This window comes from Pseudomonas lalkuanensis, from assembly GCF_008807375.1.
Taxonomy (GTDB): domain Bacteria; phylum Pseudomonadota; class Gammaproteobacteria; order Pseudomonadales; family Pseudomonadaceae; genus Metapseudomonas; species Metapseudomonas lalkuanensis.
Genome location: NZ_CP043311.1, coordinates 1655020 through 1680985 on the forward strand (window position 1 = coordinate 1655020; position 25966 = coordinate 1680985).

The 25966-nt window shown below is 64.8% G+C and carries 17 protein-coding genes; 13 read left to right on the forward strand and 4 right to left on the reverse strand.

The window, feature by feature from the left end:
• The first annotated feature begins 78 nt into the window (after positions 1–78).
• The 4 genes from hisN to FXN65_RS07945 all read left to right on the forward strand — a co-directional run bounded on the left by hisN (position 79) and on the right by FXN65_RS07945 (position 2953).
• Positions 79–864, forward strand: a complete 786-nt coding sequence (gene hisN / locus FXN65_RS07930) for a histidinol-phosphatase (RefSeq protein ID WP_151132541.1) — start codon at positions 79–81, stop codon at positions 862–864.
• A 304-nt stretch (positions 865–1168) separates the two neighbouring features.
• Complete coding sequence (locus tag FXN65_RS07935) at positions 1169–1378, forward strand: cold-shock protein (protein ID WP_151132542.1); 210 nt, start codon at positions 1169–1171, stop codon at positions 1376–1378.
• Between the two features lie 200 nt (positions 1379–1578).
• The gene (locus FXN65_RS07940; protein ID WP_226283805.1) at positions 1579–2250 is read left to right on the forward strand and encodes a class I SAM-dependent methyltransferase; all 672 of its coding nucleotides are present in this window, start codon (positions 1579–1581) and stop codon (positions 2248–2250) included.
• Between the two features lie 88 nt (positions 2251–2338).
• On the forward strand, positions 2339–2953 hold the full coding sequence (locus FXN65_RS07945; RefSeq protein ID WP_151132543.1) for an isochorismatase family cysteine hydrolase: 615 nt from the start codon (positions 2339–2341) through the stop codon (positions 2951–2953).
• A gap of 112 nt (positions 2954–3065) precedes the next feature.
• Here the strand turns inward: FXN65_RS07945 and FXN65_RS07950 are convergent, their stop codons facing one another.
• Entirely contained in the window at positions 3066–7193 is a 4128-nt protein-coding gene (locus FXN65_RS07950) for a sulfite reductase subunit alpha (protein WP_151132544.1), read from the reverse strand.
• A 603-nt stretch (positions 7194–7796) separates the two neighbouring features.
• Between FXN65_RS07950 and nirB the strand changes: the two genes are divergently transcribed.
• The gene (gene nirB / locus FXN65_RS07955) at positions 7797–10349 is read left to right on the forward strand and encodes a nitrite reductase large subunit NirB (protein WP_151132545.1); all 2553 of its coding nucleotides are present in this window, start codon (positions 7797–7799) and stop codon (positions 10347–10349) included.
• A complete protein-coding gene (gene nirD, locus FXN65_RS07960) occupies positions 10349–10717 on the forward strand; it encodes a nitrite reductase small subunit NirD (RefSeq protein WP_151132546.1) in 369 nt (122 codons plus the stop codon). Before nirB ends, nirD begins: the two co-directional genes overlap by 1 nt.
• A 308-nt stretch (positions 10718–11025) precedes the next feature.
• Here the strand turns inward: nirD and FXN65_RS07965 are convergent, their stop codons facing one another.
• Positions 11026–11295 carry a hypothetical protein gene (locus tag FXN65_RS07965; RefSeq protein WP_151132547.1) on the reverse strand — a complete coding sequence of 90 codons (270 nt, stop codon included), beginning with the start codon at positions 11293–11295 and terminating at the stop codon, positions 11026–11028.
• A 152-nt stretch (positions 11296–11447) separates the two neighbouring features.
• Positions 11448–12107, reverse strand: coding sequence for a gamma-glutamylcyclotransferase (locus FXN65_RS07970; RefSeq protein ID WP_151132548.1), 660 nt, complete (start codon positions 12105–12107; stop codon positions 11448–11450).
• 458 nt (positions 12108–12565) lie between these two features.
• On the opposite strand from FXN65_RS07970, the gene FXN65_RS07975 reads away from it, so the two are divergent.
• The gene (locus FXN65_RS07975) at positions 12566–13243 is read left to right on the forward strand and encodes a response regulator (RefSeq protein ID WP_151132549.1); all 678 of its coding nucleotides are present in this window, start codon (positions 12566–12568) and stop codon (positions 13241–13243) included.
• Here FXN65_RS07975 and FXN65_RS07980 read toward each other — a convergent pair.
• Positions 13240–14769 (reverse strand): sensor histidine kinase, encoded by a 1530-nt coding sequence (locus FXN65_RS07980; RefSeq protein WP_151132550.1) that lies wholly within the window; start codon positions 14767–14769, stop codon positions 13240–13242. The two genes, FXN65_RS07975 and FXN65_RS07980, sit on opposite strands and share 4 nt — an antisense overlap.
• Positions 14770–14837: 68 nt before the next feature.
• Here FXN65_RS07980 and FXN65_RS07985 point away from each other — a divergent pair, with 68 nt between their 5' ends.
• The 6 genes from FXN65_RS07985 (at position 14838) to FXN65_RS08010 (ending at position 25938) form a co-directional block, all read left to right on the forward strand.
• Positions 14838–20804 (forward strand): peroxidase family protein, encoded by a 5967-nt coding sequence (locus tag FXN65_RS07985; RefSeq protein WP_151132551.1) that lies wholly within the window; start codon positions 14838–14840, stop codon positions 20802–20804.
• Positions 20805–21102: 298 nt separating this feature from the next.
• Entirely contained in the window at positions 21103–21756 is a 654-nt protein-coding gene (locus tag FXN65_RS07990) for a DUF3313 domain-containing protein (protein WP_244620714.1), read from the forward strand.
• A 185-nt stretch (positions 21757–21941) separates the two neighbouring features.
• Positions 21942–22280 carry a DUF3302 domain-containing protein gene (locus FXN65_RS07995; RefSeq protein ID WP_151138695.1) on the forward strand — a complete coding sequence of 113 codons (339 nt, stop codon included), beginning with the start codon at positions 21942–21944 and terminating at the stop codon, positions 22278–22280.
• A gap of 1 nt (position 22281) precedes the next feature.
• On the forward strand, positions 22282–23241 hold the full coding sequence (locus tag FXN65_RS08000) for an HlyD family secretion protein (RefSeq protein WP_151132553.1): 960 nt from the start codon (positions 22282–22284) through the stop codon (positions 23239–23241).
• Positions 23242–23484: 243 nt separating this feature from the next.
• Entirely contained in the window at positions 23485–24303 is an 819-nt protein-coding gene (ppk2, locus tag FXN65_RS08005) for a polyphosphate kinase 2 (protein ID WP_151132554.1), read from the forward strand.
• Between the two features lie 111 nt (positions 24304–24414).
• Positions 24415–25938 carry an MltF family protein gene (locus FXN65_RS08010; RefSeq protein ID WP_178119286.1) on the forward strand — a complete coding sequence of 508 codons (1524 nt, stop codon included), beginning with the start codon at positions 24415–24417 and terminating at the stop codon, positions 25936–25938.
• The last annotated feature ends 28 nt before the right edge of the window (positions 25939–25966 follow it).

Here is a 25966-nt window from a genome sequence, read left to right on the forward strand (position 1 = left end):
AGGTACGTCGATACGGACGGCATTTCGCTCTACTATCCCCAGCTGAAATTCTGCTGATAAGTCCGAACCGGAGTGCCCATGAACGACCAGACCCTTCCCCCCGATTACCTGGAATTCGCCGAAGAACTGGCGGATGCAGCGGCCAAGGTCACCCTGACCTACTTCCGCCTGCCCCTGGAGGTGGAGAACAAGGAGGCCGAGCGCTTCGACCCCGTGACCCTCGCCGACAAGGGCGCCGAGCGCGCCATGCGCGACCTGATCGCCCAGCGCTTCCCCAGCCACGGCGTGCTGGGTGAAGAAGAGGAGAACATCGCAGGTGAAGAGCCCTGGACCTGGGTGCTGGACCCGGTGGACGGCACCCGCTCCTTCATCAGCGGCATCCCGCTCTGGGGCACCCTGATCGCCCTCAACGACGGCACCCGCCCGGCGCTGGGCGTGATGGACCAGCCCTTCACCCGCGAGCGCTTCATCGGCGATGGCAGCACAGCCTCGCTCAATGGCCGGCCGATCCAGACCCGCGCCTGCCGCAACCTGGCCGACGCGACCCTGATGGTCACCAGCCCCGAGCATTTCCAGCAGCCGCCCTATAGTGACCTGTTCAGCAAGCTGTCGAGCGAAGTGCGCCTGGTACGCTACAGCGGCGATTGCTACGCCTACTGCATGCTCGCCCTGGGGCTGGTGGATATCGTCCTCGACCCGGGCCTCAAGCCTTACGACATCCAGGCGCTGATGCCGATCATCCAGGGCGCCGGCGGTGTGGTGACCCGCTGGGATGGCGGCGACGCGCAGAATGGTGGTGACGTCATCGCCTGTGGCGACCCGCGTCTGCATGCGCAGATCCTGGAACTGATGCAGTCGTCGTGACGACTGGACGAGGGCGGGAAACCGGCGATTCGTGGAGTCCCGCCTGTGGGGATTTCTGTGTTTCCCGCCTAAGCGTATGAATGCCAAGCGTATTTGGCTGGTCGAATTATTTGGCGGAAAATAAACCTGTACTTCCTGGCTGAACCGCGTATAGTCCTGCCCACTGCGCTGCAATTGTCTCTGCGATACTTGGCTTGATGTTCTGATTGAAGTTATTTCATCTCCTCGATTCGTTACAGCTTTAGCACTTCAGTAATTCCTGATTTATTGTCAGGGTTATTTCTTTTTATCCTGGAGATATAAAATGTCCAATCGTCAATCCGGCACCGTCAAGTGGTTCAACGATGAAAAAGGCTTCGGCTTCATCACCCCGGCAGAAGGCGCTGATCTGTTCGTTCACTACCGTTCGATCGAGAGCTCCGGCTTCAAGAGCCTCAGCGAAGGCCAGCAAGTGACCTTCGAAGTCGTACGTGGCCAGAAAGGCCTGCAAGCGGACAAAGTTCAGGTAGCCTGATACTTTTTCGTTCGAAGAGCCCCGCAAGTGCGGGGCTTTTCTATTTAAATCCCCTGAGAATTCAAAATTGTTCCGCCGGCACATATCGCTGGTAGCCATTCTTTTGTCTTTCAACGCCTCCATGAACCTTTGATAGTTGCAAGAAAACTATTAGGTTCTGTGCTTCTGGCGGCATCACTCGCTGTATTGGAGAGTTCTGCATGCCGGGCTATCAAGTCAGATTTCAGGATATATCAGTAGGGGATATGGATTTTCATATCCGCTCATTACTCGATCATCAGCAGTATCACGATCCGGAACTCGAGGCGGAGAATCTCGGAATATCCCCCGAAAGCTGGCCCTTGTTCGGTCAGGTCTGGCCGTCTGGGCAGGTGCTGGCGCACACCATGCTGACGATGGAGCTGGAGGGTAAGCGCATCCTCGAAGTGGGGGCTGGTCTGGCCCTGGCCAGTCTTGTCGTGCACCGGCGGGGCGGCGACGTAACGGCCAGTGACTATCACCCGCTGATTCCCGGATTCCTGGCGGAAAACCTGCGCCTGAACGATCTCGGACCGATCAATTACCAGGCCGCCAAATGGTCCGACATCAATGACGACCTCGGGCTGTTCGACATGATCATCGGCAGCGATGTCATATACGAGCGCGAACAACCGGCGCAGCTTGCCGACTTCATCGACCGGCATTCGGCGGACCTGGTGGATGTCTACATCGTCGATCCCAATCGCCCGAACCGCTCGAAGTTCTGCAGGGAAATGGCTGAGCTGGAGTACGCGTCGCAGATCACCTGCATGAATCGCGTGATGAACAACGGCGAAGCCTATAAAGGATCGCTGCTGCACTTCCAGCGCGACGACTCCCGCTTCAATCAATGAACGGCTGCGGCATGCCGTAGTCGCGAGGCGACTCGGCCAGGGCGCTCTACACTGGCACAGGTTATCGACCGCATTGAAGGGCCGCGTCATGACCTATCCACGTGAAAGCACCGGCCTGCTGCTGGTGGACCCATACAACGACTTCCTCAGCGAGGGCGGCAAGCTCCATGGCCTGGCCAAACCCGTGGCCGACGCCGTGGGCACCCTGGACAACCTGCGCAAGGTCGTGGCGGCGGCACGCAAGGCGGGTATCCAGCTGTTTTACGTGCCCCACCATCGCGCCCGCCCCGACGACCTCAAGAGCTGGAAATACCCCAGTCCCTACCAGATCGGCGCCGCCCGCGCCCAGGTGTTCGCCGCCGGAACCTGGGGCGGCGAATGGCATCCGGACTTCCAGCCCCAGGCAGGTGACGTGCTGGTGCACGAACATTGGGGCGGCAGCGGTTTCGCCAATACCGACCTCGACTACCAGCTCAAGCAGCACGGCGTGCAGCAGGTGATCCTCGTGGGCATGCTGGCCAATACCTGCATCGAATCCACCGGGCGATTCGCGGCGGAACTGGGTTACCACGTGACGCTGGTGCGGGACGCGACGGCGGCCTTTTCCCCCGAAGCGATGCACGCAGCCCATGAGCTGAATGGGCCGACTTACGCGCACGCCATCCTGACGACCGAGGACGTGCTGACGGCGATTGGGCCGTAGTGGGGCGTGCGCCCTCTCCCTGAAGAGGAGAGGGAAACGGCCCGTGCGGGCTGGAGGTTGTGTAGCTTCCTGTGGGGCGAATTCATTCGCTTTGCGGGCGGCAGGCCCGCCCTCAGTACACATCCCGGACATAGCGCTTGTCCCTGGCCAGGGCGCTGACATAAGCCTCGGCTTGTGCCGCGCTCATCCCGCCGTGCTCCCGCACCACCGCCTTGAGCGCCGCATCCACATCCTTGGCCATGCGGCTGGCGTCGCCACAGACATAGAAATGCGCGCCATCCTCCAGCCAGCGCCATAACTCTGCGCCCTGTTCCAGCATGCGTTGCTGCACGTAGACCTTCTCCGCCTGGTCGCGGGAAAAGGCGGTGTCCAGGCGGTGCAGGTGGCCGGAGGCCTGCCAGGCTTCCAACTCGTCGCGGTAGTAGAAGTCGGTGGCTTCCCGCTGTTCACCGAAGAACAGCCAGTTGCGGCCTCTGGCGCCCGATGCCTGGCGTTCCTGGAGGAAGGCGCGGAAGGGGGCGATGCCGGTGCCGGGGCCGACCATGATCATCGGCCGCTCGGGGTCGGCCGGTACGCGGAAATGGGCGGACTTCTGGATGAATATCGACACATCGCCCTGGCCGGCACGGTCGGCGAGGAAGGCCGAGCAGATGCCCGCACGGTCCTGGCCCTCGCACTGGTAGCGCACGGTGGACACCGTCAGGTGCACCTCATCGGGCGTCGCCAGCGGACTGGACGCGATGGAGTAGAGGCGGGGCTGCAGGCGTTTCAGCCTGCCCAGAAGTTCGTCCGCGCTGACCCGGATGGGGTGGGTGCGCAGCAGGTCGGCCAATTGCCGTCCCCAGAGCCAATCATCCAGCCTGGCCTTGTTCGCCGGCTCCAGCAGGGCCTTGAGTTCCTCGCTCGCGGAACGCTCGGCGACGAAGCGCAGCAGGTCGGGGGTGATCTTCGCGATTTCGAAGTGGTGGCCCAGGGCGGTCGACAGGGGCATCGCGCCCTGGTCCTTGATCTCCACCCGCTGGTCACCGTCCAGCTTCAGTGCGGCCAGCATTTCGTTCACCAGATTCGGGCAGTTGCTCGGCCACACCCCCAGCGCATCTCCGGCCTGGTAGCGCAAGCCGCTGTCCTTGAGGTCGAGCACGATCTGCCGGGTTTCCTTGCAGGAGCCGGGGGCGTTCAGTACCGGGTTGCGCAGCAGGCGGGAGGCGAGGGGGCGCTGGCGGCTGTAGGTGGGCGCATCGGCCTCCTTTGCTGGCGCTCCGGCTGTTTCCGGCACAGGTTGCGTGACTTCGGTGCCGGCCAGGGCGGCGCGGACGCTGGCCAGCCAGGCCTGCGCCGGTTCCTCATATTCCGGTTCGCAATCCACCCGTGGTGCAAGTCGGCGCGCGCCAAGGGCTTCGAGACGGGCGTCGAGCTTGCGGCCGAAGCCGCAGAACTGGTCGTAGTTGGAGTCACCCATGGCCAGCACGGCAAAGTCCAGCCCGGCCAGGGATGGCGCATCGTCCGCAGTCAGGGCGCTCCAGAAGGCAGTGCCATTGTCGGACGGGTCGCCGTCGCCGAAGGTGCTGGCGATCAGCAGTGCGGCACCGGCGCCAGCCAGTTCGGCAGGCTGGACAAGGTCCATGGAGCGTACCTGTACCGCGCGGCCGTCGGCCTTGAGGCTGTTGGCGCAGAGGGTGGCGTAGCTTTCCGCATTGCCGGTTTGCGAGCACCAGAGCACCAGCAGCGGCTTTTCCGCAGCCGGCGCTTCGGCTGCTGCAGGCGCGGGCGCCTCCCAGCTACGGGAGAACAACCCGGCGAGGATGCCGTCCAGCAGCAGGCGGGTTTCCGGGGCCAGTGGCGCGCAGCTCGGCAGGGTGGGCACGCCGCCCAGCTTGCGGCTCTCCTCGCTGCGCAGGCCGAGCAGGTAACCCTGCAGGTAGCGCTGCTCGGTGGGCGCCAGGCAGAGTTCGGCGCTGGCATCGAGGTTCAGCAGACGGGCGAAGGCGTTGATCGGCATGTCGGCGAGTTCCTCCGGAAGACCGGCAGCGGCGCTGGCCGGGGCCGGCTCGGCTTCTACCAAGGGGATGAGCTGGGGTCTGGCCGGCGCGACGGGCGCCAGGGCAACGGCGCTGTACTTGAACTCCGGCTGCAGCGAAATGGGGTCGATGGCGTCGCTGGTCACGGCGTTGATCGCCAGGTCGTCGCCATAGCGGTCGTTCCAGTGGAAGGGCGCAAAGCAGTTGCCCGGCTGCACCCGGTCGCTGACCACCGCTGGCAACACTGCGCGGCCGCGGCGGGAACGCACTTCCACCTGGCCCTTGTCGAGGATGCCAAGGCGGCTGGCGTCGACCGGATGGATTTCCACGAAGGGGCCGGGGTTGAGCTTGTTCAGGGTCGAGACCTTGCCGGTCTTGGTCAGGGTGTGCCACTGGTGCTGCACGCGCCCGGTGTTGAGCACCAGGGGAAATTCGTCATCGGGCAGCTCCGCCGGCGCCATGTGCGGGCGGGCCAGGAACACGCCCCTGCCGTCTTCGGTGGCGAAGGCGATGGCCGGACGGCTGCCGTCGGCGTCGGTCCTGGGCGCCTGGCTGATGCCGTCGTTGAGGTAGCGGACGGGGTTGCGGGCGTTGGCGGGGCTTTCCGGCGCACAGGGCCATTGCATCGGCCCCAGGCGCAGCAGTGCATGACTGGCGCCGCGGATGTCGTAGCCGGTCTTCGGGTTCCAGGCGCGTTTGATTTCCTCGAATACCTCGGCAGCGGAGGCGTAGCTGAAGGCTTCTCCGAAGCCCATGGCACAGGCGACGCGGGCGATGATCTGCCAGTCCGGCAGGCTGTCGCCGGGGGCGTCCACGGCTTTCCGGGTGAGGGTGAGGGTGCGCTCGGAGTTGATCATCACGCCTTCCGCCTCGGCCCAGAGAGCACCGGGCAGGAGGATGTCGGCGTAGCGGTTGGTTTCGGTATCGAGGAAGGCATCCTGGGTGATCACCAGTTCGGCCGCCTGCAGGCCTTCGATGGCCAGGCGACGGTTGGGTACGGTGGCCGCCGGGTTGGTGCAGATGATCCAGCAGGCCTTGATGTCCCCTGCGATCATGGCCTCGAACATGGCGACAGTGCCGTTGCCGCCGTCCTGGCGCAGGTGGCCGCGCGGCAGTTGCCACAGGTCTTCGATGAACGCCCGGTCGGCGTCCACCAGCAGTGAACGCTGGCCGGGCAGGCCGGGGCCCATGTAGCCCATCTCGCGACCGCCCATGGCGTTGGGCTGGCCGGTGAGGGAGAAGGGGCCGCTGCCCGGACGGCAGATGGCGCCGGTGGCCAGGTGCAGGTTGCACAGGGCGTTGGTGTTCCAGGTGCCGTGGGTGCTCTGGTTCAGGCCCATGGTCCAGCAGCTCATCCAGTCCCGGGCTTCGCCGATCCATTGTGCGGCCTTGTGGATATCCGCTTCGGGCAGCCCGGTGATGGCGGCGACGCGCTCCGGCGCGTAGTCCTCGAGGAAGTCCGGCATGGCCTCCCAGCCTGAGGTATGGGCGGCGATGAAGTCGGGATCGGTGTGTCCGTTGCGATGCAGCAGGTGGAGCAGGCCGTTGAGCAGGGCAAGGTCGGTGCCTGGCCTGATCGGCAGATAGAGGCTGGCCTTGTCGGCCGTGGCGGTGCGGCGCGGGTCGACCACGATCAGCTTTGCCCCGGCCTTGACCCTGTCCATCATGCGCAGGAAGAGGATCGGGTGGCAGTCGGCCATGTTGGCGCCGGTTACCAGGAAGAGGTCGGCCTTGTCGAAGTCCTGGTAGGCGCCGGGCGGCCCATCGGAACCGAGGGAGAGCTTGTAGCCGCTGCCGGCACTGGCCATGCACAGCCGTGAATTGGATTCGATGTGGCGGGTGCGGATGAATCCCTTGGCCAGCTTGTTGGCCAGGTACTGGGCTTCCAGGGACATCTGCCCGGATACATAGAAGGAAATGGCGTCCGGGCCGTAGGCGTCGAGCAGCTCGCGCAGGCGCCCTGCGGTGTCGCCGATGGCCTGGTCGATGCCGCTGCGCACCGGGTCGCGGCTGCGTTCATGGCGCAGGTAGGCGTGCTCCATGCGGCCCGAGTCGGTCAGGGGCTGGGCGCAGGTGTTGCCCTTGGTGCAGAGGCGGCCGAAGTTGGTCGGGTGGGACTTGTCGCCGCTCACCTTGACCACGCGGTTGTCCGCCACCTCCATGACGATGCCGCAGCCGACGCCGCAATAAGGACACACGCTTCGCACTGTCTTGTTCGCCATATCCGTACCTTGCGCAGAAACAAAAAAGCGCCATGCCACCCACCGTCGGAACGGGGGAGACACGGCGCCTTTGTCGTGGGGTGGGGCAATCGGCATTGATTGCCTTGTCGCAGCTGTGGCAAGGCACATGCCAAGTCCCGCGAATACTAGCCAAGGCATTGTGCGGCGGACCTCGCGGGCGTTTTTCAGGCGGATTGGCGGTGGTGCGGGCCGGCTTCAGGATGGGGCGTGCAGAGACCGGCCGCACCGTTTTGGTACTTGTGCAAGCCAACGGCGCAAGGGCTCCGGATGAAGTGGCCGAAGTTCGTGCCAATCGCTGCAGGCCTTGTCATTGCTGAGCCGGAGACCGGCTGTGAAATTGTCCGAATGGCCTTTTCACCGAACTGGCACAGCCACTGCATGGGCAGGACCAGGCCCACCGCGAACAGTGCGGAGGGCGGCCCGGCAGATCAAAGGCGATCACTTCCCCGGGCTCACAGGTGCGTCAGGCAGTGTGGCTCGACGACACCCATGAACGAACAGGCAAAGGCGCCTGGGACGACAAGTCCCAGGCGCTTTTTTTTGCCCCCAGAAAACGTGATTGGCTTGGGCCGGGTGCTACCTATGAACACTTCCACTCCTGATGTGCAAACGCTGGTCGTCATCGGCAATGGCATGGTCGGCCACCACTGTGTGGAGCAACTGGTCGAGCGCGGCGCACTGGGCCGCTATCGCATCGAGGTCTTCAGCGAAGAGCCGCTGCGCGCCTACGACCGGGTACATCTCTCCGAGTACTTCGCGGGCCGCGACGCCGAATCCCTGGCCTTGGGCGAAGCCAGCCTCTACCTGACCCCGGGCGTGACCCTGCACCTGGGCGTGCCGGTACTGGAGATCGACCGCGAGCGTCGCGAAGTGATCACCGCCAACGGCAGCCTGGCCTACGACAAGCTGGTTCTGGCGACGGGCTCCTATCCCTTCGTGCCGCCCATCGAGGGGGCCGAAGGCGACTCGCGCCTGGTGTACCGCACCCTGGCCGATCTCGACACCATCCGCGCCGCTGCCGCCCAGGCACGCCGTGGTGTGGTGGTGGGTGGCGGCCTGTTGGGTCTGGAAGCCGCCAACGCGCTGAAGTCCCTGGGCCTCGACGCCCATGTGGTGGAATTCGCGCCGCGCCTGATGCCGGTGCAGCTCGATGACCAGGGCGGCCAGGCGCTCAAGGCACGCATCGAAGCGCTGGGCGTGGGGGTGCATCTCTCGAAAGCTACCCAGTCCATCAGTTCTGGTGCGGAATACCGCTACCGGATGAACTTCGCCGGTGAGGATTTCCTCGAAACCGACCTGATCGTCTTCTCCGCCGGCATTCGCCCGCAGGACGCCCTGGCCCGCCAGTGCGGCCTGGAACTGGGCGCGCGTGGCGGCGTGGCCATCGACGGCCAGTGCCTGACCTCGGACGCGGACATCTTCGCCATCGGTGAATGCGCCGCCTGGAACGGCAGCATCTTCGGCCTGGTCGCCCCCGGCTACCAGATGGCCCGCAGCGTGGCCGCACAGCTCTGCGGCGAGGACGCCGATCCCTTCATTGGCGCCGACATGTCCACCAAGCTGAAGCTGCTGGGTGTGGACGTAGGCTCCATCGGCGACGCCCAGGGTGCACTGCCGGGCGCCCGCAGCTACCGCTTCATCGACGAAGCCAGTTCCAGCTATCGCCGCCTGGTGGTTTCCGCCGACGGCAAGCAGGCCCTGGGCGCGGTGCTGGTGGGTGACAACAGCTACTACGACACCCTGCTGCAGTACGTGCAGAACGGCATCAAGCTGCCCGCCGACCCGGCCAGCCTGATCCTGCCGGCGGGCGAAGGCGCCCCGGCCCTGGGCGCCGATGCGCTGCCGGCCACCGCCACCGTCTGCTCCTGCCACAACGTCAGCAAGGGTGCCATCTGCTCGGCCATCGACAGTGGCTGCACCGACGTCGCCGGGGTCAAGGCCTGCACCAGGGCGGCCAGCGGTTGCGGAGGCTGTGCGGCACTGCTCAAGCAGGTAGTCGAGCACGAACTGTCGGCCCGTGGCGTGGCCGTGGACAAGAGCCTCTGCGAACACTTCGCCTACACCCGTCAGGAGCTCTATGCACTGGTGCGGGTGGAAGGCATCGAGACCTTCGAGGAGGTGCTCGCCAAGCACGGCCGTGGCCACGTGGGCTGCGAGATCTGCAAACCGGCCATCGGCTCCATCCTCGCCTCCTGCTGGAACCGGCCGATCCAGGACCCGTGGCTGGTGCCGCTGCAGGACACCAACGACACCTTCATGGCCAATATGCAGAAGAACGGCACCTACTCGGTGGTGCCGCGCATTCCCGGCGGAGAGATCACCCCGGAAGGCCTGATCGCCATTGGCGAGGTGGCGAAGAAGTACAGGCTCTACACCAAGATCACTGGTGGCCAGCGCATCGACCTGTTCGGTGCCCAGCTCCACGAACTGCCGGATATCTGGGGCGAGCTGATCGCCGCCGGCTTCGAGACCGGCCACGCCTACGGCAAGTCCACCCGTACCGTGAAGTCCTGCGTGGGCAGCACCTGGTGCCGCTACGGCGTGCAGGACAGCGTGAAGATGGCCCTGGACATCGAGAACCGCTACAAGGGGCTGCGCTCGCCGCACAAGTTGAAGTTCGCCGTGTCCGGCTGCACTCGCGAATGCGCCGAGGCGCAAAGCAAGGACGTGGGCGTGATCGCCACCGAGAAGGGCTGGAACCTCTACGTCTGCGGCAACGGTGGCATGCGTCCGCGCCACGCCGAGCTGTTCGCCACCGACCTCGATGACGAGACCCTGATCCGCTACATCGATCGCTTCCTGATGTTCTACATCCGCACTGCCGACAAGCTGCAGCGCACCTCGGTCTGGCGTGAGAGCCTGGAGGGCGGCCTGGACTACCTCAAGGCGGTGATCATCGACGACAGCCTGGGGCTGGCCGAGGAACTGGAGGCACAGATGCAACTGGTGGTGGACCGCTACGAATGCGAGTGGGCCAACGCCATCCAGGACCCGGAGAAGCTCAAGCGCTTCCGTACCTTCGTCAACGACGGACGCGGTGATCCGGATATCCGTTTCATCGATGAGCGCGGCCAGCGCCGCCCGCTGCGAGCGGACGAAGCCGGTCTTATTTCCCTGGTGGAGGAGGTGGTCTGATGATCGAAGCAAGCCTGCAACGCAATGAGGTCCGGGGCCGTTGGCAAGCCGTATGCCGCCGGGAGGACCTGGTGCCCAACTCGGGCGTGGTGGCCTGGGTGAGCAACATCCAGGTGGCGCTGTTCTACCTGAAGGGCGAGGAGGGCGATCAGTTGTTCGCGGTGCAGAACCACGACCCACTGGCCCAGGCCAATGTGATCGGCCGTGGCATCGTCGGCCACCTGGGCGGCAACCTGGTGATCGCCTCGCCGCTGTACAAGCAGCACTACCGCCTGGAAGACGGTTCTTGCCTGGAGTATCCGGAGCAGAAGCTGCGCGTTTGGCCGGTCAGGTTGCAAGGGGATGTGGTGGAGGTTGGGGTGGAGTAATCCCGAAGATCGCGACGCTTACCGAGGGAGGCCAAGTTTGTGGGGTCATATTCATTCGGGCCTGGAAAACCGCGTCCTGAGGACGTGGTCATGAGTCACGGCTCTCACTGTGACGATGCGAATGCCCGGGCGGGCAGGATGAGGCCGATCGGCTAGGGAGCGCCCTGCGCACCGGCAGTTTGGCCAGGTGCCGAAGCGGGTCCTGTAGTGGGCGCGCACAGCGCACCCCAGGGGCCAGGCCGGGCTAAAGAGGTCAGCGTTGTGCTCGGTGGTGGATTCGCCCCCGCAAAGCAGGTGCCAGCCGGCGGCTAAGCCTTGCTTACGGCTGGCCGGCGGGCCCGCGCATACATCAGGTGGGCATCCATCAGCAGCGCTTCCATTGCCGATAGCAGGACTTCCTGGCGCAGATGGCCGGATGCACCGGCATTCCGCTCGTGGCGCAGGCGCTCGATCAGGCTGGAAACCTGAGCCAGGCGGTAGTCGCCCAGCCTGTGGCAAGCCTCGGGGCTGGCGTCGGCGCGCACATCCAGAACGTCGACGGGGAAGTCTTCCAGGGTGGGAAAGCGGTGCGAAGTCATGCGCGGGGCTCTCGTGGCTGCTGGGGGCTCAGAACGCTACGCACGCGCGCTGTAGGGGTTCAAGGCAGACGTATTGTGTGATTCTTCGTGTTGTGGGTAGGGAATCCGGGGAATCCGGCGCGATCCCACGCGAGAAGTCCGCCCCGCAGTGGTCAGCTGAAACTCAGCGCACCCTGTTTGCAGCAGCGCACCAGGGCTTCTTCCAGCTTGCGGTCGGGCATGGCGTTGGCGCGCAGGATGCTGGCGGTCCTTTCAACGTAGTCGCGGGTGCTGCCATAGCGGCCGCTGGCGTTGTCGAATACCTGGCGCAGCACATGGTCCGGCAGGGCGCCGGCATAGCAGGCGAAGTCGCGTCGCAGCACGAAGCCCAGCGCCTGCACGCTGGGGCCACCGACCAGTTGGCAGTTGAGCCATTTCGGCTGGTAGGCGGCGTCGGGCATTTCCCGCTGCCAAAGGGCGAACAGATGCTCTTCCAGTTGCTCCCCCGGTAGACGATAGGCGAAGCCTGCACAGGAGCCGCCGCGATCCAGGCCCAGTACCAGCCCCGGGGTCTCCGGGGTGCCGCGATGGATCAGCGACCAGAGGTACAGGCCGCGATGGTAGCCGTGGATGCGCGCGCGGCGCCTTTCCATGGTGGGGCACTCCGGCCGCCAGATCAGCGAGCCGTAGGCGAACAGCCAGACCGGGCCGCCCTGGTGGCGGGCCATGGTGTTTTCCAGGGACGCGAGCAGTTCAGCGCGGGTGAGTTGCGCCGGCTGGTCGAGCAGCGGTGGGTAGGGCGTGAAAGGTGTGTCGTGGTTGCTTCCGGTCATAAGCGTACTGCGGATGCCGATGATGTGCGGACGTTCCCGGCCCGCTTCCTTTTTGTAGCAGGTGGAAGGGCATTGGCGAACAGGCAGTCGTCGAATTTCCCACAAAAATCCTGCGGATAGAGCTGATCACGCTCGACTGATGAAGCAAAGGAATGATGTGGCATCGGCTTATCGCCAACGGAGATAAGCTGGCAGCGCTGTTTCGAGCGGCTGGCGAAGTTCGGCGGTTGGGACATGGGTGAGGGCGCCGCCCGTCGTCCGGAGTACCGTCCGTTCGGGAAAACTGTGCATTCGGCGGGGGACCGCGACCCCTCACCGGCATGGGAGGCAGGGCGCTGCTACTACTCAGGGTTGTCGGGGGACGTGCGCCTCGCCATCGGGACAGTCCCCAATCCCGCCCCGTGCCGGCTTGCTGCCGCCGGTGAGGTGGGCCCGCGTCATTCGGGGGGTAACCTTTCGTGGAAGCCAGGATCAGGATAGGCATCGTCGACGACCATCCCCTGCTCAGGCAAGGTGTGGCCGCCGCACTCAAGCGTATCGGGGACTTCCAGGTCGTGGAGCAGGGCGCCTGCTCCGAGGACGCTGTGGATATTGCCCTGCGCCTTCAGCCCGACGTGCTGCTGATGGATGTGAACATGCCGGGCGACTGCTTTGCCGCTGTGCGCCGAATCACCGCCGAGGCGACGGGCGTGCGGGTGCTGATGCTGACCGTTTCGGAAAGCGAAGACGATGCCTATGCGGCACTGGAAGCCGGGGCCCAGGGGTATGTGCTCAAGGGCGTCAGCGGGCCAGAGCTGGTGCAGGCAATCCGCACCGTGGCCGGAGGCGAGAGTTTCATCACACCGGCCTTCGCCAGCCGGCTACTGGGGCGAATGCGGCATCGGCAGGATATGGAGCGGCACAGGATCGAGCTGACCCACCGCGAGGAGCAGATCATCCGAGAAGTGGCCAACGGCCTGACCAACCGCGAAGTGGCCGACAAGCTCAATCTGAGCGAGAAGACCGTGAAGTACTACATGACCAACGTGATGCAGAAACTCCACGCGCGCAATCGCGTGGAAGCTGTCACAGCCCTGCGTCGCCAATGGGATGAAGACCACGAGCAAATGCTCGAAATGCAAGGCAAGGCGCGCTAGCCGGCCACTTCGTCGTCCATCCTGAAGCGGGCGCTGACGCGGGTGCCTTCGCCCGGCGTTGACTGGATGTCGAACTGCCCACCCAGTGCTTCCACTCGATAACGCATGCCGGCGAGACCCAGTCGACGCCGGCCTTGGCCATTGCTGGCCTGGTCGCCGGGGACGAAGCCATTGCCCGCGTCGACCACCTGTACCTCCAGTTGCCCCTCAATCATCCGCGCCGAGAGCTTCTGACCCTGGCCTCCAGCGTGCATCACGGCGTTGTTCAGGGCTTCCTGGGCGAAGCGGTAGAGGCAGATCTTCAGGGACATCGTGGCGTCGGCAGGCAGCGGCTGGATATCCAGCTCCACCTGGGTGTCGGTGCGCTGTTCGTGGCGCTGTACCACCAGGCGTAGCACCTGTTCCAGCCCCAGTTCGCTGATTTCCGGGACTGCCAGTCCACGGGAAATGTCGCGGATTTCGCGGAGGGCGTCCTGGCCGGCGCTGCGCAGGGTTTCCAGGGCATCGCCGTCGAAAGGTTCGCCCTGCTGCTGCAGGCGTTCGCGTATCTGGGCGAGTTCATCCAGGCGGACCAGGATGAGTGTCAGCAACTGCGCCGGGCCGTCGTGCAGGTCGGCACCCAGACGTCGCAGGGTCAGTTCGCTGATGCGCGAGAACTCCTGGTTGGCAGTGGTGATGCGGCGCTGCAGTTGGGTATTGCGGGCATGCAGGCGTGCCTGTTCGAGCATCCGCTGTTTCAAGGCTACTTGCTGGCGCTCGATGATGCGCTCGCCGCGGCGCACCACGAAGAAGAGCAATCCCAGCATCGCCAGCGTGGCCGAGCCGACCACTGCCCAGACCTGCAGGCGCACGGTGTGGATCTCCCGTTCCAACTGGTCGGCGCGTTCATAGAACTCACCCACTGCCACCACCTTGCCCGAGCCGGTTTCCCGCAGGGGCGCGTAGATTTCGTAGAGGGGCACCTTGAGGCTGCGCTCGAACGCGTTCTCGTCCTGGCCGAGGTCTTCCAGGTCGGTGACGATTTGACCCTGCAAGGCCTCGTCGATCTCATCGGTGGGGAACTTGCGGTGCATTACCGACTTGTCGGTGCTGTAGATCACCGTCCCGTCCGGGCGCCAGATCTTCACCGAAGCCACGTGGCGGCTGAGGCTGCTGTTGACGATCAGCCGGTCGATGGCCGCGGCGCTTTCCGGGGGAATGTCCTGGGTTCGCGCCAGCTCCTGCACGAAGGGTTCGAGGAAGCTTTCCATGTAGACGGCACCGGCCTGCGCTGCCGACTGCACGGCCGCCCGCTCGATGCGCTGGCTTACCAGGTTGCCCACCAGGCTCATGGTCAGGCCGAGGATCAGGCTGGCGGCGAAGATGAACTGGGTGGAGCGCTTCAGCTGGCGAATCCGTTGGCGCAGACGCCGTCCCCAGGAGCGGTGCGGTCCTGACATTGGTCCGGGGTCGGGTTGGACCAAAGTCGGGACGTCGACTTGACCCAAGGTCTGCTGATTTTGTTCGACCTTCGCATCTGTGGGCATTCGCCGGACTCCTCGATGCTTTCTCCCAGGCTCTTTGCAAGGCCCGGACAGGGCAGTGGGAGATCGTTATGTACGGCCTGAAAAGCTTCACGCTCAACCTGAAGGATATTAGCTACCTGTTGCAGCAGGTCAGTTTCCCCACCCTGCGCGTGGTGGGTTACACCGTCTCGGGCGACGCCCTGTTCGGCTATACCGGTGCCGATGGCGTGGTGCATGTACTGGGCACCGATGGCAGCTTCGATCCGCTGGCCCTCCCGGCTGGCGAGAGCATCTGGTACAACGGCGCGCGCGACCCCATCGGCCTGCGCAACGTCTCCGGCTATTTCAACAACCTCACGCATGATGGCCATGCCTGGGGCAGCTTCGGCCAGGACTTCATCCGCCTGACCCTGCCGGACTACAGCCAGTACGTTCAGCAGAACGCCGACAACGCGGCCTGGCAGGATTACCTCTCCAGCCACCCCGGTGCCGAGTTGGGTACGCCGGCTGCCTACGCCGACCCATCCGCCTCGCTGGTGGACTACACGCCGAGGATGATCAGCCAGACCATCGTCAGTGGCGGCGTGGTCTTCGCCACCGACGCCCAGGGCCACATCCTGCATGACGCCAACGGCGTCGCGGTGGTCAGCGATCCGGGGCTGCTCGGCCAACTGGGCGAAGCCGATCCGACCTCATCCAGTAGCGGTCAGTACTTCATCCGCAATCTCAACACGGTTTCCGGCGACCCCTCGACCACCGGCTGGTTCACGCTGTTCGGCCAGTTCTTCGACCATGGACTGGACTTCATCGACAAGCCGAGCCGGACCGCCACCATCACCATTCCCCTGGCACCCGACGATCCCCTCTACGGTTCCATCGGCCCGGACGGCCAGCCGGTGCATTCGATCACCGTCCACAGGGCCAGCGTGGGCAGCTTCGATGCTGCAGGCAATGCGCAATACCGCAACCTGGACTCGCCCTACATCGACCAGAACCAGACATACGGTTCCGAGGCCTCTGTCACTCAACTGCTGCGCGAATGGGTGGCTGACCCGTCCAACCCTGGCCAGTTCCGGCCGGGGGCCCGCCTGTTCGACGGCAACACCCTGAGCGATGAAGCCGCCTGGACGCTCAATGGCGTGCTCACCCACCAGACACTGCCGACCCTGAACGAGTTGCGCGCCCATATCGTGGCCACCGGGCGCGATGACCTGACCTGGGATGACCTGGCCGATTTCCGCGTGCGCGACGACGCAGGGCATGTGCTGGACGCGGACCCTTCCACTTCCGGTATCCAGGCGGTCCATACCCGCGAGGCCCTGCTGCTGGACATGAATCCGCACTTCGACGACGTGCACATCGATGTGGCGCGCCTCATGGCCCTGGACAGCCACCTGGTGAGCGTGACCTTCGACCCGACGAACCCCTACGGGATCCTGTTCCACTACGACAACGGCCCGACCAAGTCCCTGTTCGGTCTGGTCAATCCCTCTGACTTCTCGATCTTTGCCGATCCGGGGACTGCCGATTACGCGGTCGCCAACGAGCTGTTGCTGGAATCGGTGGGTGATCACTACATCGCGGGCGACGGCCGTGCCAACGAGAACTTCGGGCTGACCGCCATGCACCATGTCTTCCACGAAGACCACAACGTTCAGTTGATCAACCTGCAACAGGAGATTCTCCAGGCCGATGTCGGGGTTCGCCACAATTGGCAGGTCGGCATCGATAACGGGGCCGGGGGCTACTACACCGACGCGGCCGGAAACTACACGCTGACTGACGGCGTGACTGTTTCCTGGAACCATGACCTGCTGTTCCAGGGGGCCAAGCTGGTGGTGGAAATGGAGTACCAGCACGTTGCCATCGACCAGTACGCGCGGCTGATCACGCCTGACCTGCCCGAGTTCGTCACTTATGACTCCGGCATCAACGCCAATATTTCCCTGGAGTATGGCCAGGCTGCATTCCGCTTCGGGCACTCGCAGTTGCGTGAAACCATCGACGCCCTGGAACGGGACGTCAGCGGTGCCTACGACCTGACCGGGTCCATCACCCGCTACGCCCTGGAGAAGGCCTTCCTCAACCCCGGTGGTTTCGCTGAAGTCGGCCCGACTGCAATCGCCCTCGGCATGACGCGCCAGGTCAGCAACGAAATCGACGAGTTCGTCACCCCGGCTTTGCAGCAGGGCCTGCTGGGCCAACCGCTGGACCTGGCCACCATCAACCTGGCACGAGGCCGTGACCTCGGGCTACCGACGCTCAATGCGGTGCGCCAGCAGATCCACGATGCGCTGATCGCCGAGCGGCAGACACCCGCCGGGTCCCAGCACCACACCAACCTGATCGTGGATGCGTTGACGCCCTACACGAGCTGGAGCGACTTCGCCAACAACATGATTCACCCGGAATCCCTGGTGAACTTCATCGCCGCCTACTCCTTCGATGGCGATGTGGCCCATGCCCAGGCCATCATCGACGCCGACCAGGCGGGCGTGGATGCCACCTGGGCCGGCGGCGTCGTAACGGCCGAGGATGCGGCGCGCTTCCTGTCCAACGCCGCCGACCAGGATGGCAACTTCGTCGCCGGTTCCGACGGTTTCAACCACATCGACCTGTGGATTGGCGGGCTGGCAGAGAAACACGTCTACACCGGCCAGCTCGGCACCACGTTCAACGCCATCTTCGAAGACCAGATGGAGCGGCTGATGGATGGCGACCGCTTCTACTACCTGTTTCGCCTCGACCTCGGATTGCCGGGCATGACCAACCTCAACGAGCAGGTGGTCACCGAGCAGTTCAAGGACATCATCGAGCGCACCACGGATGCCCGGCACCTGGCCGGTGACGTGTTCGGCTACATGGACAGCTACATCGAGCTGAGCTACCAGGACTCGGGCGCCACCGCCACGGCCTACAAGAGCGAGCACAAGTACGGCCGTCTGGTGGACACCAACCAGATGGGCGTCTATTCCACCGGTGGCTCCGGGGGGATCGGCGGCAACGGCCTGCTGCTCAGCCTGGTCAACCCGGAAACCCATGCGTCCGGCACCTATATCCGTGATTACCGCCCCGACCAGGGGGTGAACCCCGACGGCACTGCCGCGGTGGGCTACAACGCCCATGAGGTGGTGGCCGGGACCGACTATGCCGACTGGCTGGACCTGGGGGATGGCGACGACACCGGCTATGGCGAGGATGGCAACGACATCCTCGACGGCAAGGCCGGCGCCGACCACCTCTACGGCGGTAATGGCAATGACGTGATCTACGGTGGCGACATCGAGGACTTCCTCGACGGTGGCGACGGCGATGACATCGTCTACGCCGGTACCAGTGCGGGCGCCATCGACATCGTCATTGGCGGCAACGGCAATGACCACCTCTACGGCGAGGCCGGGATCGACGAGCTCTACGGCGGCGCCGGCAACGACTATATCGACGCTGGCGGCGATACCGACCTGGTCCATGGCGGTGACGGCAGCGACGAGATCTACGGCGGCGACGGGCCGGACATCCTCTTCGCCGAGGCCGGTGACGACATCATTTCCGGCGGCTCCACGGGCGATCAGTTGTTCGGGGAAGAGGGCGACGACATCCTCCTGCCCGGCATCGGCGGTGCGCCGGGTCAGGGGGACGGCGACGAAGCCCTTGGCGACGTCGGCTTCGACATCGCGGCATTCAGTGATGTGAACATCCAGCTGGATGCCGCCGCCGACCTGAACCAGCAGAACATCATCGCGGCACCGGGAACCGCCGTGCTGTTCCAGCCATTCAACGCCCTGCTGGCGAACATCGAGGGCCTGGTAGGTTCGCGCTTCAGTGACGCACGGGCCAATCCCGCCAACCCGGCCAGCCCGACGGCGGGCCTGATCGGTGATGGCAGCGAAAACTGGCTGGTGGGTGGCAGCGGCGACGACGTGGTGCAGGGCAATGCCGGCAATGATGTGCTGGTGGGGGACTCCATTGGCCTGGCCGACCTCAACCACCTGCTGGCAGCCCAGGGATTCAACCAGCACTTCACCGGCCTGCAGGCCGCTCGGTCGGGCTTCGTGCTCGGCGACAACCACGCCGGCGGTACGGCGTACGGCGCTGCCGACGAGGCGGTCTACAACGGCGATTTCTCCGACTACAGCATCACCCTGATCGGCGATACCAATCCGGGAAGCAACGAGATTCTCGGCTTCAGAATCACCGACAAGCGCGTCGGTGCGGCCAACCTCGATGCAACCGACATCCTCGTCGGCATTGAAAAAGTCCGCTTCGCGGACCGCACCATCAGCCTGGACGTCAATAACCAGCTACCTGCCGGCAAACCCCTGGTTACCGGTTTCGCCACAGCTCCAACCACCCCCAGCCGGCCATTGCCGACGCAGTACCGCCTGACCGCCAGCACCGTTGCCATCCAGGACGCCGATGGCATTCCCTCCGGTGCTGGCGCGTTCAGCTTCCAGTGGCAGGTACTGTCGGGGGCCATCTGGGCTGCCATCAATGGCGCCACCGCCTCGACCTATGCACCCGTGGCCGCACAGGTCGGACAGCAGTTGCGGGTAGCGGTCAGCTTCACCGACAACCACGGCGTGGTGGAGACGGTCTATTCCGATCCTACCGAGGCGGTCGGACGCTTCATCGAAGGCACCTCCCTCAACGACAACGGCCTGGGCGGTTTCCAGGATCGCGCGGCTCTGGTGGGGACGGCCTTCCAGGACGTCATGCTGGGCTATGCCGGCAACGATGTGCTCAGCGGCGGCGACGGCAGCGACCTGCTGGATGGCGGCAGTGGCAATGACAGCATGAGCGGCGGTGCGGGCAACGACACCTATGTGGTCGGCGCTACCGGCGACTCGGTCAGCGAGGCCCTGAACGGCGGCATCGACACGGTGCAGTCATCGGTCAATGTCAACCTGGCGGCCAACGTCGAGAACCTGGTGCTGACCGGCACCGCCAACGTCAACGGCGTGGGCAACGGACTGGACAACCTGCTGATGGGTAATGCCGGCAATAACCGGCTGATCGGCCAGGCCGGCAACGATAACGTGCAAGGCTGGGCGGGGAGCGACACCCTCGTGGCCACGGTGGGCGACGGCAACGACCATTACGATGGCGGTGACGGGGTGGATACCTACGACCTGTCCGGCACGTCTGCCAATGCCAGCGTCGACCTGGCCGCGGGTACCGCCAGCAGCGCGCAGACCGGCAATGATCTGCTGGTATCCATCGAGAACGTCCTGGGCAGCAGCGGCGCCAACCAGATCACGGGCAACTCCGCCGACAACCGCCTCGAAGGACTCGGCGGCAACGACAACTTGGCCGGTGCACAGGGTAACGACGTGCTCGTGGGAGGGCAGGGCGATGACAGTGCCAGCGGCGGCCAGGGTGACGACCGGTTCATCGCCGGTCTGTTCGACGGCAATGACATCTACGCCGGCAACGACGGCCTGGATACCTACGACCTTTCCGCCACCGGAGCAGCAGCCGTGGTCAACCTGGCCACGGCCACGGCCAGCAGCAGCCAGATCGGCAGCGACCTGTTGAGTGGTATCGAGAGCGTGACCGGCGGATCGGGTGCCGACAGCCTGACCGGTGATGCGCTGGCCAACCAGCTTGCCGGTGGTGGCGGCGACGATAGTCTCAACGGCGGGGCAGGTGCCGATGTACTGGCCGGCGGTGCGGGACACGACCTGCTCACCGGCGATGCGGATGCCGATACCTTCGTCTTCGCCGCGCTCAACGACTCGGGTACCAGCAGCGGCACCCGGGATGTGATCAACGACTTCCAGCAAGGGAGCGATCGCATCGACCTCGGCCAGATCGATGCGAGAACGACCGGACCTGGCAACGCGGGGAACCAGGACTTCAGCTTCCTTGGCGAATGGAATGGCGCCGGCAATGAATTCAATGGACAGGCCCAGTTGAGGTTCCATTACGTCAACGTCGGCGGTGTGGAGCATACCTATGTGGAGGGCAACGTGAACAACAACAATGCCGCCGACTTCCAGATCGACCTCGTCGGGCACGTCGCCCTGGCAGCGGGTGACTTCATCGGCGTTGTCTGAACCTCCACCTCCCGGCGCTCCGTTGGAGGTCGGAGCGCCGGATCAAGCACCACGCCATCCTTTCCCATCCCCATGCAACCCGGTACCGCCCGTGCCGGGTTGCCAGGTCCCTCCGACAGCGGTTTGCCAGCGTGGCGACACGTTTTGTTTCAAGGAACTGGGTCACGCTGTCATGAAATGCTAAAAAACTGTCGTGAAATGCGAAGTGCTGGAAAGCGCTCATCCATAGGCTTTGCCGCCAGTCAGAAGAGGGGTGCAACCCGCAGGGTCAACCCCGTCAAACCTGGAGTCTTCTATGGTGAAACCGCTATTCGGATTTGCGCTGGCAGCGATCGTCATGCTGGGCAGCGGCTGTTCCAGCAAGGTCACCCAGCCCGAGCAGTATTCGGGCTTTCTGAGGGATTACTCGCAGCTCGAGGAGAAGATGTCTGCCAGCGGCCAGCCTGTGCTGCGCTGGACGGCGCCGGATTTCGACCCGAAGCGCTATGGCACGCTCCTGGTGGAAAAGCCGGTGTTCCATCCGGCCCAGGTCCCCAGCGACCAGATGAGCCAGCAGACCATGGACCAGATCGCTACCTACATGCGCCTGGCGCTGCAGCGCGAGCTGATCGGCAAGGCACGCCTGGTCGGCACACCGGAGGCGGACACCCTGATCGTGCGTCCGTCCATCTCCGCTGTGGCGATCTCCACCGAGCACCTGAAGGCCTATGAGGTCATCCCGATCGCCCTGCTGGCAGCTGCCACCACCACGGCGGTGGGAACGCGCGACCAGGAAGTGGCGATCTATGCCGAAGTGGAAGCGGTGGACGCGGCCAGCGGCAAGCCCGTCGTCAGGGCGGTGCGCAAGGGCCAGGGACTAAGCCTGGAAAACCGCAAGACACCGCTGGTGCTGGACGACCTCAAGCCCGTCCTCGATGACTGGGCGAGGGACGCGCGCAACTTCAGGCCCTGACGGGCCTCCCTCGATAAATACCCAGGTGGGGACCGGTCGCCGACCGGTTCCTTTTCGCGTGCCCCGGAAACCGTGGCGCGCGGCGGCCTGGCCACGAATCCGCAACCTGTCCGGTGCCTTGCACAAGCCAGCCGGAGGCGGACGTCTTCCCCCGAAAACCAGGTGATGAAATGGTAAGTGACGGGATTCTCGATTACTTCGCCCTTGGCGTGCTGTTCTTCGTCGTGATCGTGCTGTTCTACGGCATCATCGTGATCCACGACATCCCCTACGAAATTTCCAGGCGGCGCAACCACCCGCACCAGGACGCCATCCACGCCGCTGGCTGGGTGAGCCTGTTCACCCTCCATGCGATCTGGCCGTTCCTGTGGATCTGGGCGATGTTGTACCGCGACGACCGCGGCTGGGGCTTCAGCACGCCGAAGGCGGAGCTGGAGCAGCAACTGGCCGAGATGCGCCAGCGCCTCGAACGCCTCGAAGGGCAGCGCGCGTCCCGCTCGGCCCACGCGGTAGAGGAGGCCTGACATGGACCTGTTGCTGATCCTCACCTACACGGCCATCTGCGTCGCCATCTTCAAGATCTTCAAGATCCCGCTGAACAAGTGGTCGGTGCCTACCGCCGCGCTGGGTGGCGTGGTGCTGATCGGGACGCTGATCTTCCTGATGAACTACAACCACCCATACTCGGAAGTGGCGCGCAGCTACTTCGTGTCGACCCCGGTGATCCCGACGGTCAGCGGCCAGGTGGTGGAGGTGCCGGTCAAGGCCAACCAGCCCCTGCAGAAGGGCGACGTGCTGTTCCGCATCGACCCGACGCCGTTCGAGAACAAGGTCAAATCCATCAAGGCGCAGCTGGTGTCGGCCCGCGCCGACCAGTCCCGCGCCCGTGAGCTGGCCGCGCGCAATGTCGGCAACCGCCGCGATGTGGACCTCACCACTGCACGGGTGGACGACCTGCAGGCGCAGCTGAACATCGCCCAGTTCGACCTGGACCACACCGTGGTGCGCGCGCCGAGCAAGGGCTTCGTGACCCATGTGTCGCTGCGCCCGGGAATGATGGCCACGCGGATGCCGCTGCGTCCGTCCATGGTGTTCATCCCGGACGAAGGGCACTACATCGCTGCCTGGATGCGCCAGAACAGCCAGTTGCGCCTGACCCCCGGCGACGAGGCGGAAGTGGCTTTCGACGGCATCCCGGGCCAGGTGTTCAAGGGCAAGGTGAAGCAGGTGATTTCGGTAATCGGCGAAGGCCAGGTGCAGCCCTCCGGCAACCTGCTCAGCTTCACCGGTTCGCCGCCTCCGGGCCGGGTGCCGGTGATCGTCGAGATCACCGACCCGGACTACGCCCGGTACGCGGCCCTGATGCCCGGCGGCGCCTACGGCCAGGCGGCGCTCTACAGCGAGCATTTCCACCATGTGGCGGTGATGCGCAAGATCCTCCTGCGCATGGCGGCCTGGATGAACTACATCTTCCCCTTCCATTGAGCGTTGCACCTGCCTTTCGCCTCGTAGCCCCTGTTGGCACCAGGGCGACGGGCAGGTGATTTTTTGGGCTGCGGGAAATCCGGCTTGGGCGGCGCAACGTTGTGCCGCCCCCCGGTTTCAAGGACTGGCGGGACGTTTCCGCCGGCCGGATGCGGGACGGTCACAGGGAGTATCCGAGCGTGTCCGGACAAACGAGTGGATTCCGCCGTGCGGAATCCGGATGTCTGGAAGAGAGAGGGATGTATGACCGGGAAATCCGACAAATCCAGGGAATCGAGCAAAGCGCCCAGGATGCCGCGCAAGGAATACGAGGCGGAGCTGAAGCGACTGCATGTCGAACTAGTGAAGCTGCAGCGCTGGGTCGTCCAGCAAGGCATGCGTATCTGTATCGTCTTCGAAGGGCGGGACGGGGCGGGCAAGGGCGGGGTGATCAAGGCCCTGACCGAACGCACCAGTTCGCGCATCTTCCGCAGCGTCGCGTTGCCGACGCCCACCGAGCGGGAGAAGTCGCAGATGTACGTGCAGCGCTACATAAGCCATTTCCCCGCGGGCGGGGAGGTCGTGATCTTCGACCGCAGTTGGTACAACCGCGCCGGTGTCGAACGGGTCATGGGGTTCTGTAGCAAAAAGGACGTGGAGAAGTTCTTCGCTTTCACGCCCCTGTTCGAGCGCGCGGTGGTCGAGTCGGGAATCATCCTCCTGAAGTACTGGCTGGAAGTCAGCCCGGAGGAACAGCAGCGCCGCCTCGAGGATCGCATCAACGACGGTCGCAAGACCTGGAAGCTGTCGCCGATGGACATCCGTTCCTTCGGCCGCTGGGATGAATACACCCGCGCCCGCGACGAAATGTTCATCGCCACCGATACGTCCTGGGCGCCCTGGCACATCGCCCGCTCCGAGGACAAGCGCCGGGTTCGTCTCAATGTCATCCGCCACATCCTGGCCCAGGTGCCCTACCGGGAAGTCCGCGATGAGAAGGACGCCAGGCTGCCGAAGCGCGGCAAGCTGGGGGCCTACCAGTCGCCCGACTATCCCTTCCGTTACATCGAAGAAAAATACTGACCCGACACACGGGCGCTGAACCTTGCCTTGCGTGCATCGCCGGTCCCAAGCCGATTCGTTCGGTCAGGGGGCGGAGCGCTATGCGCCACGAACCAGATGACAGGAACCCCGATGGGAACTCGAACACGGCGCCGACCGCTGCGCGCTCTACTGGGATCGCTCGCCCTGCCGGCCGGCTTGTCGATGGGCCTGCTGCCGTTGCAGATGGCCCTGGCCAATGCGATGCCGCAGGAAGCATCCCGGATTGCGCTGCCCATCCTCGCCCCCGAGCCGCCACCGGATCGCACCGACGACTTCGATTGCCTCCGCGAGCGCCGCACCATCCGCATCCTGGTGCCCTATAGCCGAACCTTTTTCCACATCGACCAGGGCCGCCAGAAGGGCGTTAGCCATGAGGTGGGCCTTGCCTTCGAACGCTGGCTGAACCAGCGCTACCCGCGCCAGGCCGGCAAGCGCCGCTGGCATGTGATGTTCATACCGGTAAGCCGCGAGCAGTTGTTGCCGAGCCTGGTCCGGGGTGTCGGCGATATCGCCGCGGGCGGGCTGGTGGAAGGGGAGACCGCGCGCTTCGGTGGGCAGGTGGTCACCGCCCCTGGTTCGTTCCGCGCCGATCCGGTGCTGGTGAGCGGCCCGTCTGGCGAGCCGATCGGCAGCCTCGATGACCTGTCCGGCAAGGAAGTGGCAGTACCCGCGCTCGGCAATGATTTCTGGGAACTGCTGGCGCTGAACCGGACCTTCATCGCACGCGGTCTGGCGCCGATCCGCGTGGTGCCTCTGGCCGAAGGTACCGAGCCCGAGGAACTCCTGGCGCTGGTGAATGCCGGCGTCCATGCCGCCGTCGTTGTGGATCGCCGTGTGGCCGAGGCCTGGCAGCCGACCCTGGGGCGGATCGCAATTCAGCGGCCCGTGGACCTCGACTGGGGCGGCCACTACGCCTGGGCGGTGCGCCAGAACAACCCCGAGCTGCACGCGGTGCTGGCGGAATTCCTCGCCGAGCAGGATCGCGGCAGCCGCCTCGGACGGGATCTGCGCGATGGCAGACGCGATCCGGGACGCTTTCTCGGCGAACCGGCATCGGCCGAGGAGCTGCGCCGTTTTCGCCAGCTCAACCGGGCCTTCATCGCATCCGCCGGCCGTTACGACCTGGACCCGCTGATGCTGATGGCCCAGGCCTTCCATGAGTCCCGCTTCAACCAGCGTGCGCGCAGCAGCCAGGGCGCGGTGGGGGTGATGCAGGTACTGCCGAGCACCGCGGCCGATCCCAATGTGCGGGTGGCGGGCGTGCGCAGCAGCGCGGAACGGAACGTCGAGGCGGCCAGCAAGTACCTGCGTTTTATCGCCGACACCTATCTCGACGATCCGGCGCTCGATGCGGACGATCGCATGTTCATGCTGCTGGCGGCATACAACGCCGGGCCGGGCAACCTGCAGAAGGCCCGGCGCATGGCGCGGGAAAGCGGCCTGGATCCGGACCGTTGGTTCGGCCATGTCGAGGCGGTGGTGGCGAGGGAAGTGGGCCGAGAGCCCATCGACTATGTGAGCAACGTGTACAAGTACTACATCGCCTACAAGTTCGCCCGGGACCGGGAGGAATCGCAGCCGGAAGGGATGCTGGGCAGGCTGGAAGGGATCTGAGGAGGGCGCGGCCCGCTGCCGGGGGCAG

What these genes read in the sequence shown, in the direction of transcription:
- hisN (WP_151132541.1), top strand. Translation starts at nt 79, where the DNA reads ATGAACGACCAGACCCTTCCCCCCGATTACCTGGAATTCGCCGAAGAA.
- FXN65_RS07935 (WP_151132542.1), top strand. Translation starts at nt 1,169, where the DNA reads ATGTCCAATCGTCAATCCGGCACCGTCAAGTGGTTCAACGATGAAAAA.
- FXN65_RS07940 (WP_226283805.1), top strand. Translation starts at nt 1,579, where the DNA reads ATGCCGGGCTATCAAGTCAGATTTCAGGATATATCAGTAGGGGATATG.
- FXN65_RS07945 (WP_151132543.1), top strand. Translation starts at nt 2,339, where the DNA reads ATGACCTATCCACGTGAAAGCACCGGCCTGCTGCTGGTGGACCCATAC.
- FXN65_RS07950 (WP_151132544.1), bottom strand. Translation starts at nt 7,193, where the DNA reads ATGGCGAACAAGACAGTGCGAAGCGTGTGTCCTTATTGCGGCGTCGGC.
- nirB (WP_151132545.1), top strand. Translation starts at nt 7,797, where the DNA reads ATGAACACTTCCACTCCTGATGTGCAAACGCTGGTCGTCATCGGCAAT.
- nirD (WP_151132546.1), top strand. Translation starts at nt 10,349, where the DNA reads ATGATCGAAGCAAGCCTGCAACGCAATGAGGTCCGGGGCCGTTGGCAA.
- FXN65_RS07965 (WP_151132547.1), bottom strand. Translation starts at nt 11,295, where the DNA reads ATGACTTCGCACCGCTTTCCCACCCTGGAAGACTTCCCCGTCGACGTT.
- FXN65_RS07970 (WP_151132548.1), bottom strand. Translation starts at nt 12,107, where the DNA reads ATGACCGGAAGCAACCACGACACACCTTTCACGCCCTACCCACCGCTG.
- FXN65_RS07980 (WP_151132550.1), bottom strand. Translation starts at nt 14,769, where the DNA reads ATGCCCACAGATGCGAAGGTCGAACAAAATCAGCAGACCTTGGGTCAA.
- FXN65_RS07985 (WP_151132551.1), top strand. Translation starts at nt 14,838, where the DNA reads ATGTACGGCCTGAAAAGCTTCACGCTCAACCTGAAGGATATTAGCTAC.
- FXN65_RS08000 (WP_151132553.1), top strand. Translation starts at nt 22,282, where the DNA reads ATGGACCTGTTGCTGATCCTCACCTACACGGCCATCTGCGTCGCCATC.
- ppk2 (WP_151132554.1), top strand. Translation starts at nt 23,485, where the DNA reads ATGACCGGGAAATCCGACAAATCCAGGGAATCGAGCAAAGCGCCCAGG.
- FXN65_RS08010 (WP_178119286.1), top strand. Translation starts at nt 24,415, where the DNA reads ATGGGAACTCGAACACGGCGCCGACCGCTGCGCGCTCTACTGGGATCG.